This is a genomic window from Ferrimonas sp. YFM (assembly GCF_030296015.1).
Lineage (GTDB): Bacteria > Pseudomonadota > Gammaproteobacteria > Enterobacterales > Shewanellaceae > Ferrimonas.
Map to the genome: position 1 here is coordinate 329,654 of NZ_AP027368.1, position 16,725 is coordinate 346,378.

The 16,725-nt window shown below is 61.4% G+C and carries 16 protein-coding genes; 6 read left to right on the forward strand and 10 right to left on the reverse strand.

The window, feature by feature from the left end; translation table 11 throughout:
• Positions 1-114 precede the first annotated feature (114 nt).
• Both QUE41_RS01650 and QUE41_RS01655 read right to left on the reverse strand, forming a co-directional pair.
• Positions 115-2,595, reverse strand: coding sequence for a S9 family peptidase (locus tag QUE41_RS01650; RefSeq protein ID WP_286341240.1), 2,481 nt, complete (start codon positions 2,593-2,595; stop codon positions 115-117).
• An 86-nt stretch (positions 2,596-2,681) separates the two neighbouring features.
• Entirely contained in the window at positions 2,682-3,260 is a 579-nt protein-coding gene (locus QUE41_RS01655; protein WP_286341241.1) for an anthranilate synthase component II, read from the reverse strand.
• A gap of 149 nt (positions 3,261-3,409) precedes the next feature.
• Between QUE41_RS01655 and QUE41_RS01660 the strand changes: the two genes are divergently transcribed.
• Positions 3,410-4,432, forward strand: coding sequence for a Kelch repeat-containing protein (locus QUE41_RS01660; RefSeq protein WP_286341242.1), 1,023 nt, complete (start codon positions 3,410-3,412; stop codon positions 4,430-4,432).
• On the opposite strand, the gene QUE41_RS01665 is transcribed toward QUE41_RS01660, so the two are convergent.
• Both QUE41_RS01665 and QUE41_RS01670 read right to left on the reverse strand, forming a co-directional pair.
• Positions 4,429-5,112, reverse strand: a complete 684-nt coding sequence (locus tag QUE41_RS01665) for a hypothetical protein (protein WP_286341243.1) — start codon at positions 5,110-5,112, stop codon at positions 4,429-4,431. The genes QUE41_RS01660 and QUE41_RS01665 overlap by 4 nt on opposite strands.
• A gap of 138 nt (positions 5,113-5,250) precedes the next feature.
• Positions 5,251-5,682 (reverse strand): autonomous glycyl radical cofactor GrcA, encoded by a 432-nt coding sequence (locus QUE41_RS01670; RefSeq protein ID WP_286341244.1) that lies wholly within the window; start codon positions 5,680-5,682, stop codon positions 5,251-5,253.
• A gap of 275 nt (positions 5,683-5,957) precedes the next feature.
• Between QUE41_RS01670 and QUE41_RS01675 the strand changes: the two genes are divergently transcribed.
• From QUE41_RS01675 to QUE41_RS01695, 5 genes are all read left to right on the forward strand, one after another.
• Positions 5,958-7,043: an HDOD domain-containing protein gene (locus QUE41_RS01675; protein ID WP_286341245.1), complete on the forward strand. Its 1,086-nt coding sequence runs from the start codon at positions 5,958-5,960 to the stop codon at positions 7,041-7,043.
• 338 nt (positions 7,044-7,381) lie between these two features.
• A complete protein-coding gene (locus QUE41_RS01680) occupies positions 7,382-8,593 on the forward strand; it encodes an aspartate aminotransferase family protein (protein ID WP_502875927.1) in 1,212 nt (403 codons plus the stop codon).
• Between the two features lie 39 nt (positions 8,594-8,632).
• Complete coding sequence (gene astA, locus QUE41_RS01685; RefSeq protein ID WP_286341247.1) at positions 8,633-9,655, forward strand: arginine N-succinyltransferase; 1,023 nt, start codon at positions 8,633-8,635, stop codon at positions 9,653-9,655.
• Positions 9,656-9,665: 10 nt separating this feature from the next.
• Positions 9,666-11,126, forward strand: coding sequence for a succinylglutamate-semialdehyde dehydrogenase (gene astD / locus QUE41_RS01690; RefSeq protein ID WP_286341248.1), 1,461 nt, complete (start codon positions 9,666-9,668; stop codon positions 11,124-11,126).
• 10 nt (positions 11,127-11,136) lie between these two features.
• Positions 11,137-11,934: a DUF1338 domain-containing protein gene (locus QUE41_RS01695; protein ID WP_286341249.1), complete on the forward strand. Its 798-nt coding sequence runs from the start codon at positions 11,137-11,139 to the stop codon at positions 11,932-11,934.
• A gap of 110 nt (positions 11,935-12,044) precedes the next feature.
• On the opposite strand, the gene crp is transcribed toward QUE41_RS01695, so the two are convergent.
• The 6 genes from crp to QUE41_RS01725 all read right to left on the reverse strand — a co-directional run bounded on the left by crp (position 12,045) and on the right by QUE41_RS01725 (position 16,721).
• Entirely contained in the window at positions 12,045-12,680 is a 636-nt protein-coding gene (crp, locus tag QUE41_RS01700) for a cAMP-activated global transcriptional regulator CRP (protein ID WP_028109677.1), read from the reverse strand.
• A 211-nt stretch (positions 12,681-12,891) separates the two neighbouring features.
• On the reverse strand, positions 12,892-13,806 hold the full coding sequence (locus QUE41_RS01705) for a phosphoribulokinase (protein WP_286341250.1): 915 nt from the start codon (positions 13,804-13,806) through the stop codon (positions 12,892-12,894).
• Between the two features lie 71 nt (positions 13,807-13,877).
• Positions 13,878-14,129, reverse strand: coding sequence for a YheU family protein (locus tag QUE41_RS01710; protein ID WP_286341251.1), 252 nt, complete (start codon positions 14,127-14,129; stop codon positions 13,878-13,880).
• A 2-nt stretch (positions 14,130-14,131) separates the two neighbouring features.
• Positions 14,132-15,079 (reverse strand): DUF3187 family protein, encoded by a 948-nt coding sequence (locus tag QUE41_RS01715; protein ID WP_286341252.1) that lies wholly within the window; start codon positions 15,077-15,079, stop codon positions 14,132-14,134.
• Between the two features lie 63 nt (positions 15,080-15,142).
• A complete protein-coding gene (locus tag QUE41_RS01720) occupies positions 15,143-16,105 on the reverse strand; it encodes a hydrolase (protein WP_286341253.1) in 963 nt (320 codons plus the stop codon).
• A 115-nt stretch (positions 16,106-16,220) separates the two neighbouring features.
• Positions 16,221-16,721: a TIGR02444 family protein gene (locus tag QUE41_RS01725; RefSeq protein WP_286341254.1), complete on the reverse strand. Its 501-nt coding sequence runs from the start codon at positions 16,719-16,721 to the stop codon at positions 16,221-16,223.
• Positions 16,722-16,725: the final 4 nt, after the last annotated feature.

Here is a 16,725-nt window from a genome sequence, read left to right on the forward strand (position 1 = left end):
CAGTTCCGTGGCGGGGCGAAAAGGACGAACACAACCATTCAAGGTAGTCACATCGCAAGTGACTCTCTCAACCTAGTCCCTGCCGATGCAATATTCAACAAAAATGAATAAATATTAATCAGTGGTCTCTTGTCCTGGGTTGAGGTTCTCCTCGAACAGGCGGTAGATGCGGCGGTACTCATCCAGCCAGCTGGAGGGCTGGCGGAAGCCGTGGGGCTCCACCGGGTAGATGGCGGTCTCAAACATCGGCTTCTCCAGCTCGATCAGCCTCTGCACCAGGCGCACACTGTCCTGGAAGAAGACGTTGTCGTCCAACACGCCACTCATGATCAGCAGGGGTTTCTGTAATCCCTGGGCAAACTCGATGGGGGAGCTGCGCTCATAGGCGATGGGATCCACATCCGGGGTGTTGAGGATGTTGGAGGTGTAGCCGTAGTTGTAGTGGGCCCAGTCGGTCACCGGCCGCAGGGCGGCTCCGGCCTGGAAGCGTTCAGGTTCGGTAAACAGCGCCATAAAGGTGAGGAAACCGCCGTAGGAGCCGCCGTAGGTGCCCACCCGCTGCGGGTCCACCCCCAGGGAAGCGGACATCCAGTCGATGCCGTCGAGCATGTCTTCCACTTCGCTGTGGCCCATGTTGCGGTAGATGGCGGTGCGCCAGTCTCGGCCATAGCCCTTGGAGCCGCGGTAGTCGATGTCCATCACCACGTAGCCCTGTTGGGCCAGCAGGTTGTGGAACATGAATTCGCGGAAGTATCCGGACCAGCCGAAGTGGGCGTTCTGCAGGTAGCCGGCGCCATGGTTGAAGATCACCGCCGGGTATTTGCCATCGCGCTTCTTGCTGTCGTTCTGGGGGCGGAAGATGCGGGCATAGACCGGCTTGGCCTGATGGGTGGAGGGAATCGCCACCACTTCAGGGGCCAGCCAGGGGTAATCCAGGAAGGCCTGGCTGGTGGTGTGGGTCAGCTGAGCGGGTTGAGCGCCCAGAGGCTGCAGGAACAACTCCGGCGGCTTGGTGCGGCTGGAGGCGGTGAGCAGCAGCTGGGTTTCATCCGGGCTGAGGCGATACTCCAGGCCACCCTTGAGATCGGTCTCCTGACGCAATTCGCCGCCGTCACTGGCCACGCTGAACACCTCATACTGGCCGGGGTGATGGCGGTTGGCCTTGAAGAAGAAGCGGCTGCCGTCGCGACTCTGGGTCAGGTTGCTCACCACAAACTCGCCCCGGGTCAGCGCCCTGGCTTTGCCATTCAGTGGCTTGAGGTAGAGGTGGGAGTAGCCGCTCTCCTCGGAGAGGTAGTAGAGACTCTGACCATCCCGGCTCCAGCCAAATTCGTTGTGGGTGTAGTTCACCCAGGCCTCATCGTGGAGGCGATGTTCGGTGGTGAGGCTGCCCTTGGCCAGATCCACCGTCGCCAGCCAGCGATCCTTGTTATCCGCCTGAGACTCCAGCATCACCGCCAGCTTGTCACCCTGGGGAGACCACTGGATTGGGCTCTGCTCCCAGCCCCAGTCCTGCATCAGGGTGATCACCCGCAGCGCCTTTTCACTCTGGTAGGTGTCGCCGCGCTTGGCAGCGTTCTCCGCCTTGACGCTGGCCAGCACATCCTCATCGAAACCGGTCAGTCCTTCCCAGCTGATGTGGGTGACGCTGCCGTTTTGGCTGTCCAGCAGCACCAGCCTGTGGGCCTTGACCTCGGCTTCGGCGACCCGGGCCCGGGCGGGCTGGGCAGCCACATAGCCCTTCTTGTCCAGGTAGTTGGGCATGATGTCGTGATCTTTGCGCCAGCTGCCCTCCTTGTCGGTGACCACCGCCAGGATATGGCGACCGTCGGGGGAGGGGCTCAGGGTCACCAGTCGCTCACTGGCATTCAGGTAGAAAGGCTCCGGCGCCAGGCTGGCGTCGGCCTGACGACGTTGCGTCTGACGGGCAGTCTGTTCGGCGGCGTCTTTGTACTGATTGTCCACGTACTGGATCAGCCGTTTTTGCTGCTTGGCCAGGTAGGTGTCAGCCACTTTGGCGCCGTCTGGCTTCTGGCCAAACACCAGCTCGGCGTGCAGCAGGGTGCGGCCACTCTTGGGGTCGATGCGAAACAGCTTGTTGCCCCGCCGCACCAGCAACTGGTTGTCCTGGGTGAAGCTGAACTGGTCGATGGCACTGCTGTCCCGGGTCAGCTGACGGGGTTGGTCGCCGGGGCGGGCCACAAACAGGTTGCCCTCATACAACCAGGCGGCCAGGGTGCCGTCCGGGCTCAGGGTCTTCCTTTCGGCCAGGGCCCAGTCGCTGAAGGCCAGGGGTTGGGGATCGCCCTTGGCGTCGACCTGGAAGGCGCGGCTCAGCTTGGACCCCTGCTCCTTCTGCCAGTAGTAGACCCGCTGGCCATCCAGAGACCACAGGGGCTGCTGAGGCGCATTCCCCATCCAGTCTGGGTCCGCCATGATCTGTTTCAGGGTCAGAGGCTGTGCCGCGTCAACTATGGGCAACGGAGCCATCACTTGAGGTGGAGATTGGGTGACAGCGGTGGGGGCGTCGGGCGCGGTGGCCGCGCAAGCGCTCAGCAGACTGAGGGAGATGCCCAGACTCATCCATTTTTTCATTGTTGTAGGGATCCTTGGCGTTTGTTTGACCGTGATTTATATCACAGTGACTCCTCGGCATCAGCCAGGAGAGAGGCCTGGGGTGTTCAGTTTTGTTTCAAGAAGTTATCCAGCAGCGCCAACCCCTGCTCGGTGAGCACGGACTCGGGGTGGAACTGTACGCCCTCCAGGGGCAGGGAGGTGTGGCGCAGGCCCATGATCTCCGGCTGTCCCAGCTGGTTGTGGCACCAGGCGGTGACCTCCAGGCAGTCGGGCAGGGTATCCGGGTCCACCACCAAGGAGTGGTAGCGGGTGACCCTGAGGGGGTCCGGCAGCCCCTGAAACACCCCCAGGTTGCGGTGGCGAATGTTGGAGGTCTTGCCGTGCATCACCTGGTGGGCCCTCACCACCTTGGCGCCCAGGCTCTGGGCGATGGTCTGGTGCCCCAGGCAGACGCCGAGGAGGGGCAGCCGGCCGGAAAAGTGTTCCACCAGTTTGAGGGAGAGTCCGGCTTGGTTGGGGCTGCAGGGCCCGGGGGAGATCACCAGGTAGTCGGGATTCAGGGCTTCGATCTCTGCCAGGCTGGTGGCGTCGTTTCGACGGACCACGACCTGTTCACCCAACTGCTGGAAATACTGCACCAGGTTGTAGGTGAAGGAGTCATAGTTGTCGAGCATCAGCAGCATGGAGGGTCCCTGTCGGCTTAGGCGAAGCGCTGGCATTCTACCCCCATGGGCCCAAGAGATCACCCTGGATGGACGGGTTGCCCTGTACAGGGGAAAGATCTTTGCGGGAAGATGGGTCTATTCAACGTATTCTTCCAAGGAGAGAACGGATGTCCCTGTTTGCCCTGTGGCTGGCGGCCAGCCCAATGCACCTGCCCCCCATGCCGGAACCGGTCAGCAACAATGCGGTGGCCAAGGTGGTCAGTGAGGGCGTGCCCTACGTGCTGAGCTTCAGCGGCCTGGGGCCGGATAAGGATTACCGGGCGGTGCACAACCGGGCCTGGGCGCTGCCTCTGACCGATGACGGACAGTGGCGTGCCCTGGAATCGGTGCCCGGACAGGGGCGGCTGGCGTCGGTGGCGGTGGGGCTGGGGGCCGATGCCTATCTCTTCGGCGGCTACACGGTGGAGGCGGACCACAGCGAGGTCTCCCTGCCGGATGTACACCGATTCACCCTGGGACAGGGGTATCAGCCCCTGGCGCCCATGCCGGTGCCGGTGGACGACGCGGTGGCCCTGGTCTACCAGCAAAGGTACATCTACCTCGTCAGCGGCTGGCACAACGACGGCAACGTCAATCTGGTGCAGCTGTACGATACCCAGACCGACCGCTGGACCCAGGCCAGCCCCTTCCCCGGAGTGCCGGTGTTTGGTCACTCCGGGGCGTTGCTGGGTAACACCCTGCTGGTGTGTGATGGGGTCAAGGTGGTTTATCACGACAATCGCCGTCGCGGCTTTGCGCCTGAAGCTGCCTGCTACCTGGGCAGCATCGACAAGGACAACCCCACTCGTATCGACTGGCGCCTGGCGCCGCACCACAGTGGCACGGCCCGCTACCGGATGGCGGCCGCGGCGGTGGCTGAGCGCAATGAGCTGTGGTTTGTCGGTGGCACTCACTCCCCCTATAACTACGACGGCACCGGCTATGACGGGGTGGCGGCCCACCCCAGTGAGCGGATCAGCGTCTACAGTCTGACTGACGGGCGTTGGCGCAACCTGGCATCAACCCAGGCCAGCATGGATCACCGAGGCGCCGTGCAACAGGGGGATCGGCTGTTGGTTCCCGGAGGCATGGGACCCGGGCAAGAGGTGCTCACAGAGGTTCGGCAGATCCCTCTGTCCGGTGGGGATTAAAGCTCCTTCTTGGCGGTCTCCGCCAGACTCTCCCCGGCATCCTTGAGCAGGGTGACCGGGGCGGTCAGCACCCCTTTCACCGATCCCTGTACCGCCCCTTCGGTGGCCTTCTGGACAATCTGCTCGGCATTCTTGGAGAGCGTCTGGGCTTCCGCCAGCAGTTCCGGGGCCAGGGTGCGCACCTCGGCAGACTCCTTCAGCAGTGCCGGGATGGTGTCGTCCTGCATCTGCCGGGTCTGGGACAGTACCTGGGGCAGAGTCTGAGTCCTCAGGGTTTCAACTTCACTCAATACCCGGGGCAGGGTGTGCTCGTTGGTCAGGGCCACCTGCTCAATCACCGGTGGCACCACCTGGGTTCGCACCAGACGGACCTCGGTGAGGATGTTGGGCACAGTGTGCTGCTGCAGCTGGTCGACCTGGCGAACGATGTCCGGCAACTGGCGGTTGATCGCGTCGATTTGGGCGATGGCCGGAGGCAGCTGCTCATTGACCTTCTCTGCCAGCGCCAGCCATTGGCTGATCTGCAAGGAGTGCTCCAGGGTTTGCACCCGCTCCACCAGCGGCGGCAAAGCCTGCCTGACCTGACGCACCTCCTGGGTGACCTGCAGCAGGGCATAGGCCAGGAAGGCGATGGCGCCGGCCAGGGCGAGAAGGGCGATCTGTCTGAGGTTGGCCACCATGGCAACGGCTCCCTTGGGGCGATGGAAAACGGAGGTATGCTAGCACGAAAGTGCTGGAGGGTAGGGTGAGCGAAAGTCAGCAGAAACAACAACGCCGCTCAGGGAGCGGCGTTGACAGGGTAAGGCGCGTGGGCGGCCTTACAGGCTCTCGGTGAAGGTCCGGGCAACAACGTCGCGCTGCTGTTCCAGAGTCAGAGAGTTGAAGCGTACGGCGTAGCCGGAAACCCGGATGGTCAGCTGAGCGTTGTCGCTGATCAGGGCGTAGTCGTCGTCGTTGGCGGAACCGGCTTCGACACGCTCACGGGCGTCCATCAGCTTCTGCAGAACGTCACGCTGCAGTACGTTCACGTTCAGGTGCTGACCACCTTCGCGACCGGCTGGGTTGGCGGACTCAACAGGCAGTTCACGGGACTCGTACTCACCCAGGTCAGACAGGGCAACAACCTGGTCGGCTTCATACTTCTCTTTCGCGGCGACACAGCGAGCTTCGCCAGCGGCCTTGTCAATCAGCCAGATGCTGCCTACCAGGGCGGTGTCGGCGGATTGAGTGATCTGAATTCCTGTTACCATCTTCGTACATCCTATTGTGATAGTGAGAACTGGCTTCAGATTACGCCATCCCCACCCCGTTGACACATGACTTATTTCGTGGTGGTTAATGAAACCCGCTCATGCGGTGTGGTTTTTTGTGATCTGGATCTGTGGTAGGGCGCTGAAACCTTCTCGCCGGGATGCACCCTAATGGTGCGTGGGAATTTCCTCTGGGGAAAAACTGTTTCCGCAAGGCGGCATTTCCCTAAGTGCTTGTGATATAAAAGTCAAAAAGGTCCAACCATTAGATAACAGTGAATACCCAACTTCCCAAACCTCAGATGCTGGAGCAGCTCGAACAGCAGTTCTGGCAGTATCAGAGCCTGTCTGAACCCGTTCACGCCCCCTCTGCCTCCATGGAGGATGAGGTCGCCTTCGTCTGGCGTCATAAACTGGCGGTGGAGCGGGCGGCGGAGTTCAAGAGGATCCAGAAGAATCTGAAGCGCAATGAGGAGCAGGAGAAGCTGAGGCAGTTCTTCTGCCGCGCCTATGAAACCGAGTTGGGACGCCTGATGGCTCAACCCGAGGGGCTGCAGAAGGTATTGGGCATCGAGGTGGCTCAGCTGGATATGCTGGAGCTGCTGCTCAACCCAGATGGGGATATTCGCCGACTGACCCGGTTCATCGAAGCGGATCCCTGGCTGAGTCAGGCGCTGATCCGTCACATCAACTCCAACCGTTCCGAGTACCGCCGCGCCAGTGGTTTGCAGGATGTGCATCTGGCGATCAACTACCTGGGCTATGAAAAGCTGGCCCAACTGGTCCCAGGTCTGGTGTTTGAACACTGGAGCTGGTCACCGGATCAGAGCCAGGGTCTGCACCAGCGAAAGTTGTGGCGCTGGTGTCGTTTGCTGAAATCCAAGGCGGAGTACTGGCTGAGGGAGGAGGGAGAGAGTCCCGACCATGCCCGCATCTATGCCTGCCTGTTTGCCCTGGGCCCCATACTGATTCACCGCAAGGCCACCCGCCTCTATCAGCGGATGAAGGGGGAATGGATGAACCAGGCCAGGCTGGAGCCCGGCGGCGAGCTCTACGAAGCCCTGCGCTATCTGCGCCTGCCCTGTGAGCCGGTGGCGAAACACCTGCAACAGCATCTGGTCATCGGCCGCCGTTTTCTCGAGGGGATCGGCTACCAAGGGCGGTTGTTGGAGCTGATGGGTTCACTGGAGCAGCCCTGGTTGCGCGCCGAGCCTGCCGCCCGTGCCATGAGCCGCGCCTTCGGCGAGGTGGTCTACCTGACCCTGTCCGGCCGGGTAATGAAAGAGGTGGAGGGGTTGGAGGTGATCACCGGCTATTACCAGATCCCGGAAGCCAGAGTGAAGGTCCAGAACCGGCGCTGACAGGTTTTTTTCGGTGAATGGGGCAGCGATAATGCTGCATAGATAACGTAAAGAGGGGTTTGGTCAGCAAAAATCTTCAGAATCCGCAATTACTTAGTAAAAGCCTAGGATACTATTAGATTACAATGGGTTAATTATTGTTCGGCTATTATATATGGATGTATCAGTGTCTTTAATGGTGAATAATTACCCTGTTTTCGCGCTTTTGTCCTGCACTTCGCCATTTTGACTGCAAAGCGACAATTTTATATGGTTGGTTGTTATCAGAATGATAATTAGGTCACATTTGTGCCTCACACCCGAGGGGCGCAAAGAGTAAGGCCAAGGAGAACATGACAATGCAATCACAGCTTAACCGCGCCCTGTTTGACCAGGTAATGGTCCCCAACTACAACCCCTCCAGTGTTATTCCTGTCCGTGGCGAAGGCGCCCGGGTGTGGGATCAGGAGGGTCGTGAGTTTATCGACTTCGCCGGCGGCATCGCCGTGAACTGCCTCGGCCATTGCCATCCCGCCCTGGTCGGCGCCCTGAAGGAGCAGGGAGAGAAGCTGTGGCACCTCTCCAACGTAATGACCAACGAGCCCGCCCTGCAGCTGGCCAAAACCCTGACCGACAGCACCTTTGCCGATCGCGTCTACTTCGCCAACTCCGGTGCCGAAGCCAACGAGGCGGCCCTGAAGCTGGCCCGTCGCTGGGCCCTGGAGAACGGCGGCGAAGAGAAGAACCAGATCATCGCCTTCACCAAGGCGTTCCACGGCCGCACCTTCTTCACCGTGACCGTAGGTGGCCAGCCTGCCTACTCCGACGGCTTCGGTCCCAAGCCTGAAGGCGTTGACCACATCGAGTTCAACGATCTGGCCGCCCTGGAAGCGGTGATCTCCGACAAGACCTGCGCCGTGATGATGGAACCCATCCAGGGCGAAGGCGGCATCATTCCTGCCACCCAGGAGTTCATGGACGGGGTACGCGCCCTGTGTGATAAGCACAACGCCCTGCTGATCTTCGATGAGGTTCAGACCGGGGTTGGTCGTACCGGCGCCCTGTACGCCTACCAGCACTATGGTGTGGCCCCCGATATTCTGACCACCGCCAAAGCCCTGGGCGGCGGTTTCCCCGTGGCGGCCATGCTGACCAAGGCCGAGATCGCCTCCAGCCTGAAGGTGGGCACCCATGGTTCCACCTATGGCGGTAACCCTCTGGCCTGTGCCGTGGCCAACGCAGTACTGGACGTGGTCAACACCCCGGACGTGCTGGAAGGGGTAACCGTTAAGCACCGCAAGTTTGTCGACGGCCTCAACGCCATCAACGACAAATACCAGGTGTTCTCCGAAGTGCGTGGTCAGGGCCTGCTTATCGGCGCGGTACTCAACGACGAGTTCCAGGGCCGCGCCCGTGACTTCCTGGTGGCCTCCGCCGAAGCTGGGCTGATGTGCCTGGTGGCCGGTGCCAACGTTGTGCGTTTCACCCCCTCTCTGGTGATCACAGACGAAGAGATTGAACTGGGTCTGGCCCGCTTCGAGGAAGCGGTTGCCAAGGTAAAACAGGGCTAACTCCCTCCCCGCCAGGGCGAGTAGGAGAGGAGACCGGCCATGCTTAGAGTACGACCGATCGCCGAGCGGGATTACCCCGCTCTGTATCAGATTGCCGAGGATTCCGGCCACGGATTTACCTCGCTGCCAATCGACGAAAAACTGCTGAAGAGTAAGATCCAGCGCTCTGTCCGCAGCTTCGCCAAGGAGGTGGAGCAGCCGGGTGACGAGCTCTACCTGATGGTGCTGGAGGAGATGGAAACCGGTGAGGTGGTGGGCACCTGCGCCATCGAGGCGGCGGTGGGCATCGAAGATGCGTTCTACCACTACCGCCTGGGCAAGGATGTGCATGTCTCGCCTCAGCTGGAGATCCGCCGGGAAGTGAACACCCTGACCCTGTGTAACGACTACACCGGGGCCGCGGAGTTGTGCACCCTGTTCCTCAAGCCGGAATGGCGTAAAGGGGACAACGGCCGCTTCCTGTCCATGTGCCGCTTCCTGCTGCTGGCGGCCTTTCCCGAGCGCTTCGGGGATAAGGTGATTGCCGAGATGCGCGGCGTCAGCGATGCCAACGGGGCCTCCCCCTTCTGGCAGTGGCTGGAGGATCACTTCTTCGGCATCGACTTCCCCACCGCAGACTACCTGACCGGCATAGGTGACAAGGTGTTCGTGGCCGAGCTGATGCCGCGCCACCCCATCTACGTCAATCTGCTGAGCGAGGAAGCGCAGGCGGTGGTGGGCGAGGTGCACGAGAACACCAAGCCAGCCCTGAGGCTGCTGCAGAGCCAGGGGTTCCGTTGCCAGGGCTACGTGGACATCTTCGATGCCGGCCCGACGGTGGAGTGTCAGCGCAGCGAAATCAAGGCGGTTCGCGAATCCGCCAGCCTGACCCTCAAGGTGGGTGAGCACGACGGTGACGACAAGGTGATCGTCACCAACGCCAACCTCAAGGATCTGACCATCATCAGAGCCAGTGCCAAGGTCGACAGGGAGGCCGGAGAGATCTTCCTGAGCCAGGCTGACGCCGACGCACTGGCCCGAGACACCGGGGCCACTGTGTGGGTCCTGGGCATGAATCGATAAGGAAGCAGTGATGAGCCATTTGATTAACGGCCAGTGGGCCCAGGGCCTGGGGCATGAGATGCACTCGGTGAACCCGGCCACCAACGAGGTGATCTGGCAGGGCCAGAGCGCCACTCCTGAGCAGGTGGATGCGGCCCTGAAGGCGGCCCGCTCAGCCCAGTTCCCCTGGTTCAGCCTGGGCCTGGAAGGGCGCCTGGAGATCATCAACGCCTATAAGGCGCAGCTGGAAGCCAACAAGGAGCAGATGGCCCTGACCATCGCCGAGGAGACCGGCAAACCCCTGTGGGAGACCCGCACCGAAGCCGCCGCCATGATTGGCAAGGTTGGCCTGTCCATCACCGCTTACAACGAGCGTACCGGCTCCAAGGAGAGCCAGGCACCCGCCGGCCGTGCCGTGCTGCGACACAAGCCCCATGGCGTGGTGGCGGTGTTTGGTCCCTACAACTTCCCCGGCCACCTGCCCAACGGCCACATAGTGCCGGCGCTGATCGCCGGTAACACCGTGGTGCTCAAGCCCTCGGAGCAGACCCCCAAGGTGGCGGAGCTGATGCTCAAGCTGTGGCTGGAAGCGGGCCTGCCCGCCGGAGTCATCAACCTGGTTCAGGGTGAGCTGGAGACCGGCAAGGCCCTGGCGTCCCACCAGGAGATCGACGGCCTGTTCTTCACCGGCAGCTCCCGCACCGGTCACCTGCTGCATCAGCAGTTCGGTGGTGAGCCCGGCAAGATCCTGGCCCTGGAGATGGGCGGCAACAACCCGCTGATCGTTCGCCAGGTGGCGGATGAAGCGGCGGCGGTGCACGACATCATCCAGTCCGCCTTCATCTCTTCCGGCCAGCGCTGCACCTGCGCCCGCCGTCTCTACCTGCCCCGCACCGGGCAGGGAGACGCCATTCTGGCCCGTCTGGTGGAGGCCACCAACAAGATCCGTGTCGGCCAGTTCGACGCCGATCCTCAGCCCTTCATGGGGTCGATGATCTCCGCCGCTGCCGCCCAGGCGATGGTGGAGGCTCAGACCAAGCTGCGTGAGCTGGGGGGCGAGCCACTGGTGGTGCTGCGTCAGCTGGAGGCGGACACCGGTCTGGTGAGCCCTGGCATCATCGACGTCACCGCCATCGGCGAGCTGCCTGACGAGGAGTACTTCGGTCCCCTGTTGCAGGTGATTCGCTACGACGAGTTTGATCAGGCCATTGAGCTGGCCAACCGCACCCGCTACGGCCTCTCCGCCGGCCTGCTGTCTGACAGCAGGGACGAGTGGGAGTACTTCCTGGCGCGCAGCCGCGCCGGCATCGTCAACTGGAACAAGCAGATCACCGGCGCTGCCGGCTCCGCCCCCTTCGGTGGCATCGGCGCCAGCGGTAACCACAGGGCCAGTGCCTACTACGCGGCGGATTACTGCGCCTACCCGGTCGCTTCCGTGGAAGCGGATCAGGTTGCCATGCCTGCCACCCTGGCCCCGGGCCTGGAGATCTAAAAGGAGCAAGATGGAAATGGATATTCAACACCTGTTTGGCCAGCTTTGGCAGGACTACCTGAAGCAGTGCCCCAGCGCCGACAAGGTACACCAGCTGCTGGGTCGTGGTGAGACCATCATCAACGACCACGTGGCGTTTCGTACCTTCCGTGCCCCGGGCCTGGGGATCGACAACCTGGCCCAGCACTTCCTGGCTCTGGGGTACGAGCAGAAGGGGGAGTACCAGTTCGAAGCCAAGAAGCTGTATGCCCGCCACTACGAGCACCCGGACAGCACCCAGCCCAAGGTGTTTATCTCTGAGCTGAAGCTGGAGGAGTGCAGTGCCCAGCTGCAGGAGATCGTGGCGTCTTTGGTGGCGCAGATGCCCCAGGGGCTGACCCAGGATGTGGCTCACGCCTACGGTGGCGCCCCCTGGAAGGCCACTCAGGAGCAGTACCGCACCCTGCTGGAGGAGAGCGAGTACGCCGCCTGGCTGGCGGCCTTCGGTTTCCGCGCCAACCACTTTACCGTCAGCGTGAACCACTTGAGCGAGTTTGGCACCCTGGAGAGCGTCAACCAGGCGCTGAAAGAGGCCGGTTTCGATCTCAACAGCTCCGGCGGTGAGATCAAGGGCAGCCCGGAAGTGCTGCTGGAGCAGTCCTCCACCCTGGCAGACAAGGTGGCGGTGAGCTTCGCCGACGGCGAGATGACCATCCCCGCCTGCTTCTATGAGTTTGCCCTGCGCTACCCCATGGCAGACGGTGAGCTCTACACCGGCTTTGTGGCAGCGTCGGCGGACAAGATCTTCGAGTCCACCAACGTACGCTGACCGGCAGGCTGAAACGAGAAAAGGGCGCCCAGGCGCCCTTTTTTATTTCTCAAATCTCAGCCATTAAAAAACCCCGCATTGGCGGGGTTTTTCGATTCTGAGCTAAGTCCTTAACGGGTGCCGTAGACCACGATGGTCTTACCGTGCGCCTGGATCAGGTTTTGCTCTTCCAGCATCTTCAGGATGCGGCCCACGGTCTCACGGGAACAGCCAACAATCTGGCCGATCTCCTGGCGGGTGATCTTGATCTGCATGCCGTCTGGGTGAGTCATGGCGTCGGGCTGACGGGCCAGGCTCAGCAGAGTCTGGGCGATGCGGCCAGCCACATCCAGGAAGGCCAGGTCGCCCACCTTCTGAGAGGTGTTTTGCAGGCGGTTGGCCATCTGAGCGGACAGCTTCATCAGAATGTCAGGGTTTACCTGGATCAACTGACGGAATTTCTTGTAGGAGATCTCGGCGATTTCACAAGGAGACTTGGCACGAACCCATGCGGTCCGCTCAGGCTGCTCTTCGAACAGGCCCAGCTCTCCAATGAAGTCACCCTGATTCAGGTAGGACAGGATCATCTCCTTGCCCTCTTCATCCTTGATCAGTACCGCGACGGAACCCTTAACGATGTAGTACAGGGTATCGGACTCTTCACCGGCGTGGATCAGAGTGCTCTTGGCAGGATACTTGTGGATGTGGCAATGGGAGAGGAACCACTCTAGAGTTGGATCCGGTTTTGGCTTGCCGATTAGCGCCATAAGTGCTGTCCCTCAGTTTGGTAAGGAAAAGATAAACAACTCAGAATTCTAGGTTCAAATGTTAAATAGGTCTAGCCCAAAGCTCTATGACCTTGATCCAAGTTTTTTATATCCGCAGAAAAAAAAGCTCGGATAAAGAGGATGATCTGCCCGAAAAGACCCAATTTGGTCAAACAAAATTACTGCTGACGGGATCCTGGGTTATTTCAGGTTAGCTCAGCTCTCCGTTGTTGCCCTGTTCAAATTGTTCCTTGATCAGGGTTTGTTTACGCTGCTGTATCAATTTTTTGATCACCGGCGTCAGAATCAGCTCCATGGCCAGGCCCATTTTGCCGCCTGGCACCACCAGGGTGTTGATCCTGGACATAAAACTACCCTGAATCATCCTCAAATAGTAGGGGAAATCCACATCTTTCAGTCCCCGGAAGCGGATCACCACGAAGCTTTCGTCATCGCTGGGAATATCCTTGGCACTGAAGGGGTTGGAAGTATCTACCGTGGGCACCCGCTGGAAATTGATGTGGGTGCGGGAGAATTGCGGGGTCATGTGATTCACATAGTCGTCCATGGAGCGGACGATGCTGCCCATCACCTTCTCCCGGCTGTGGCCCCGGTCACCGGTGTCGCGGATGATCTTCTGAATCCACTCCAGGTTGACGATGGGCACCATGCCGATCAGCAGGTCCACCTTCTTGGCCACGTTCACCTCATCGATCACCACCCCGCCGTGCAGCCCTTCGTAGTAGAGCAGGTCGGTGTCTGTCTCCAGGGGTTGATAGGGGGTAAAGGTGCCGGGCATCTGGTTGAAGGGCACCGCCTCATCAAAGGTGTGCAGGTATTGCCTTACCTGGCCCTGACCGGACTGGCCATAGGTCTCAAACAGGTCGCCCAGGGCGGCGAAGTCGTTGGCCTCGGGGCCGAAATAGCTGATGCTCTTGTTCTCTTCCCTGGCCCTGCGGATCGCCAGTTCCATCTCCGCCCTGGTGTAGCGGTGGAAGCTGTCCCCCTCCACCAGCGCTGCCTTGACGCCCAACTGGCGAAAGATGTGCTTGAAGGCTTTGGTGGTGGTGGTGGTGCCGGCGCCACTGCTGCCGGTGACCGCGATGATGGGGTGCTTGGCTGACATATCCTTTGGCCCTTCCCTGTAATTGATCTTTTGTTATAAGAGTGTTGACCCCGCCGGGTCAAGCGGCAGGGTCATTCGAAGGCGCTGGCGGTCACCTGATCCGCCGGGCGGATCGCCACCGATTCCTCCTCCTCGCTGAACTCCACCACCAGCTCGCCCCGTTTCAGGGCGGCCTCCACCTGGGGCAGCGCCTGGGACAGGGCCTGGCTGTCGGTCTGGTCAAATCCCTGATCGGTGATCTGCTGCAGCAGGAACTCCCGCATCAGGTTGGTCAGAGCCTCGGCGGAGAGACTCTGCTTCAGTTGGTCGTAGGGGATCAGCATGATCAGAACTTATATCGAATCTTGGCCACCAGGGCCACGTCGGCACTGTTGTCCGGGTACTTGATGTTCTCCATGATAACCCCTTCCAGGGCCAGATTGCGAACCTGGTAGCGGTAGCCCAGGCTGATCTCGTGAACCGATTTGGCGAACTCCCCCAGGTCCGGCAGTATGCCGTCGGCGGCGTTGTACTCCAGCAGAAGCTGGTGACGATCACCGAACTGGCGGCGGTAGCCCAGGCCCCAGTGCCAGCTCGAGGTCTCCAGCTCGAAGCCGAACAGGGCGTCGCCGTCGGTCCAGGCCATGGCCCCCATCAGGTAGGCGGTGTTGCTGCCCCAGGCATACTGATAGTCCAGCTGGACACTGCCGTCCCAGCCACCACCGCTGCGGGGGTTGGTGTCATCCTCGTAGGCCAGCACCGCCGTGGTGCTGAGATCATGGCGGTGGTGGCGGTAGAGGGAGTAGCCCACAGAGAGTTCCAGCTGACGGCCGATGGCCTGGCCGCTGAAATCTTCGATGAGCAGGTCCGCTTTGGGGATCTCCAGGTAGCTGCGATGCTTGGGGACCTTGGTTCGGCCGTTCTGGTCGATGCCAAACAGCTTGTGGAAGGAGAGGGTCAGCTGGTCCAGGTGGGCGTCGTCTGTGGTGTGGCTGGCGATGGAGGCCCCCAGTTGCCAGCGGTCCGACGGACTCCACAGCAGGCTGAAGCGGTATTGGACCGTGTAGTAGTCCATCACATACTCATCGTCGATGGCCCAGATGCTGGCGGCGTAGATGGCGGCGTCGGCGATAACATCGCCCTGGGTGTAGCTGGCCGGCCGGAAGATGGGGCTCAGAACCAGGGACTTCAGCGGCGCCTGGGAGCGCACCATCATCGGCCCGTCGGCCCAGTAACGGCCATGAGCCGGGGCCGCTGCCAGCATCAGGCCTCCGAGGATCCAGACAACTTTCATCTCCACCTCCCGCACACACTCTCAAAGTCTCAGTGTAGGAGGCACCAGGGCAAAGTGCCGGATTTATAAGGATTCGTTCAGGAAGTTGATTGCCCTGGGTTCCAGATAGAAGGCCGGTCGCCACAGGGGGCCGCCACTGATAAAACCCACATGGCCGCCGTAGGGACAGAGCTCCAGGGTGACGCTGCTGGCCAGCTCATGGGGGGCGGGGATCACCGCACCGGTCATGAAGGGATCGTCGGCGGCGTGCAGCACCAGCAGGGGACGGCGCACCCCCTTGAGGAACTGCTTGCCGCTGGCGCGCCGGTAGTAGTCGTCGGCACCGTCGAAGCCGTGCAGGGGGGCGGTGACCCTGTGGTCAAACTGATAGAAGGTGGTGAGCTTGTTGCACTCTCCCGGCCCCACGGGCATGGCCCCGGCGTGGGGGCCGGCCAGCTTCTGATGAATCTTGCCCCTGAGGCGGGTCAGCAGGTGGCGCTGATACACCCGTGAGAAGCCCCGTTCCATGCGCCGGGCACAGGCGGCCAGATCCAGGGGCGGAGAGACCGCCACGGCGCGCTGAATCAGGCTGTTGGCGCCCTGTTCGCCCAGATACTTGCACAGCACATTGCCGCCCAGGGAGTAGCCGATGGCCAGGATGGGCCGGCCGGGGAAGCGTTGGGTCAACTGGCTGAGCAGCTGGCCCAGATCGGCGGTTTCGCCGCTGTGGTAGGTGCGGGGCAGGGCGTTCATCTCACCGCCGCAACTGCGCTGATGCATCACCACCGCCGCCGCACCCTGCTGGTCCAGGCGATGCAGCATCCGCCTGACATAGTGGGAGTCGGAGCCGCCCTCCAGGCCGTGCAGCAGCAGGTAGAGGGGGCCCTGTTTCTCCGGGTTCAGCCAGTCCAGGTGCAGGTGGTCGCCATCGCTGAGGGTGAACCTCTCCCGCTTCAGGGGCGGGGCGGCGGGTTTGACCATCAGCGGCCAGATGGTTTGCAGGTGGGGGTTGCGCCACCAGCGGCTGGGGGAAAAGCGGGTCGTCATCCGTGTCATCAATGTCCGTGGGAATGAGGCTTCAGGGTAGCGGAACTTTTCCCTTTGGGGAAAGGGAAAGAGAAAGGGCCCCGAGAGGGGCCCTTTGTGACTCAGTGGTCCTGGGTTATTGCACCGCCCGCAACTGGGGCTGGTTGATCATCTGGCTGGCCAGGTCGAACAGCTCCGACAGCTGACCCAGAAGCTCAGAGGGCAGGTCCCCGGGATTGAGGTCATGGGCCTGCAGGCAGGCGGTGAGGTTGTCCCCCTCCTGCTCCACCTTGAGGTGTTGCAGGGCCTTGACCATCAGGCGCTGGCTGCGTTTCTCCATCACCAGCTCCACCTCCAGCATCTGCCGGTAGCTGTCGTCCGGCAGGCTGGTTTTGGCCAGCTTGCGCAGCTGGCGGTAGGGGCCAACCATGCGCTCTTCCCACTCATCCTTGGCCTTGCGCAGCGTGGTGAAGCGCTCGCCATCCAGGAACATGTGCTCATGCTCCATCAGGATGGCCAACAGCAGCAGGTTGGGATCGATGCTGTACTGATCCTGCATCAGCAAACAGATCTGGCGGGCTTGTTCCTGCTGCCAGATTTTGTCGCTGAACTGCCACAGGCTCTCGTGACTGATCATCTTG

What these genes read in the sequence shown, in the direction of transcription:
- QUE41_RS01680 (WP_502875927.1), top strand. Translation starts at nt 7,382, where the DNA reads ATGCAATCACAGCTTAACCGCGCCCTGTTTGACCAGGTAATGGTCCCC.
- QUE41_RS01695 (WP_286341249.1), top strand. Translation starts at nt 11,137, where the DNA reads ATGGAAATGGATATTCAACACCTGTTTGGCCAGCTTTGGCAGGACTAC.
- astD (WP_286341248.1), top strand. Translation starts at nt 9,666, where the DNA reads ATGAGCCATTTGATTAACGGCCAGTGGGCCCAGGGCCTGGGGCATGAG.
- crp (WP_028109677.1), bottom strand. Translation starts at nt 12,680, where the DNA reads ATGGCGCTAATCGGCAAGCCAAAACCGGATCCAACTCTAGAGTGGTTC.
- QUE41_RS01655 (WP_286341241.1), bottom strand. Translation starts at nt 3,260, where the DNA reads ATGCTGCTGATGCTCGACAACTATGACTCCTTCACCTACAACCTGGTG.
- QUE41_RS01725 (WP_286341254.1), bottom strand. Translation starts at nt 16,721, where the DNA reads ATGATCAGTCACGAGAGCCTGTGGCAGTTCAGCGACAAAATCTGGCAG.
- QUE41_RS01665 (WP_286341243.1), bottom strand. Translation starts at nt 5,112, where the DNA reads ATGGTGGCCAACCTCAGACAGATCGCCCTTCTCGCCCTGGCCGGCGCC.
- QUE41_RS01660 (WP_286341242.1), top strand. Translation starts at nt 3,410, where the DNA reads ATGTCCCTGTTTGCCCTGTGGCTGGCGGCCAGCCCAATGCACCTGCCC.
- QUE41_RS01705 (WP_286341250.1), bottom strand. Translation starts at nt 13,806, where the DNA reads ATGTCAGCCAAGCACCCCATCATCGCGGTCACCGGCAGCAGTGGCGCC.
- astA (WP_286341247.1), top strand. Translation starts at nt 8,633, where the DNA reads ATGCTTAGAGTACGACCGATCGCCGAGCGGGATTACCCCGCTCTGTAT.
- QUE41_RS01650 (WP_286341240.1), bottom strand. Translation starts at nt 2,595, where the DNA reads ATGAAAAAATGGATGAGTCTGGGCATCTCCCTCAGTCTGCTGAGCGCT.
- QUE41_RS01720 (WP_286341253.1), bottom strand. Translation starts at nt 16,105, where the DNA reads ATGACGACCCGCTTTTCCCCCAGCCGCTGGTGGCGCAACCCCCACCTG.
- QUE41_RS01710 (WP_286341251.1), bottom strand. Translation starts at nt 14,129, where the DNA reads ATGCTGATCCCCTACGACCAACTGAAGCAGAGTCTCTCCGCCGAGGCT.
- QUE41_RS01715 (WP_286341252.1), bottom strand. Translation starts at nt 15,079, where the DNA reads ATGAAAGTTGTCTGGATCCTCGGAGGCCTGATGCTGGCAGCGGCCCCG.
- QUE41_RS01670 (WP_286341244.1), bottom strand. Translation starts at nt 5,682, where the DNA reads ATGGTAACAGGAATTCAGATCACTCAATCCGCCGACACCGCCCTGGTA.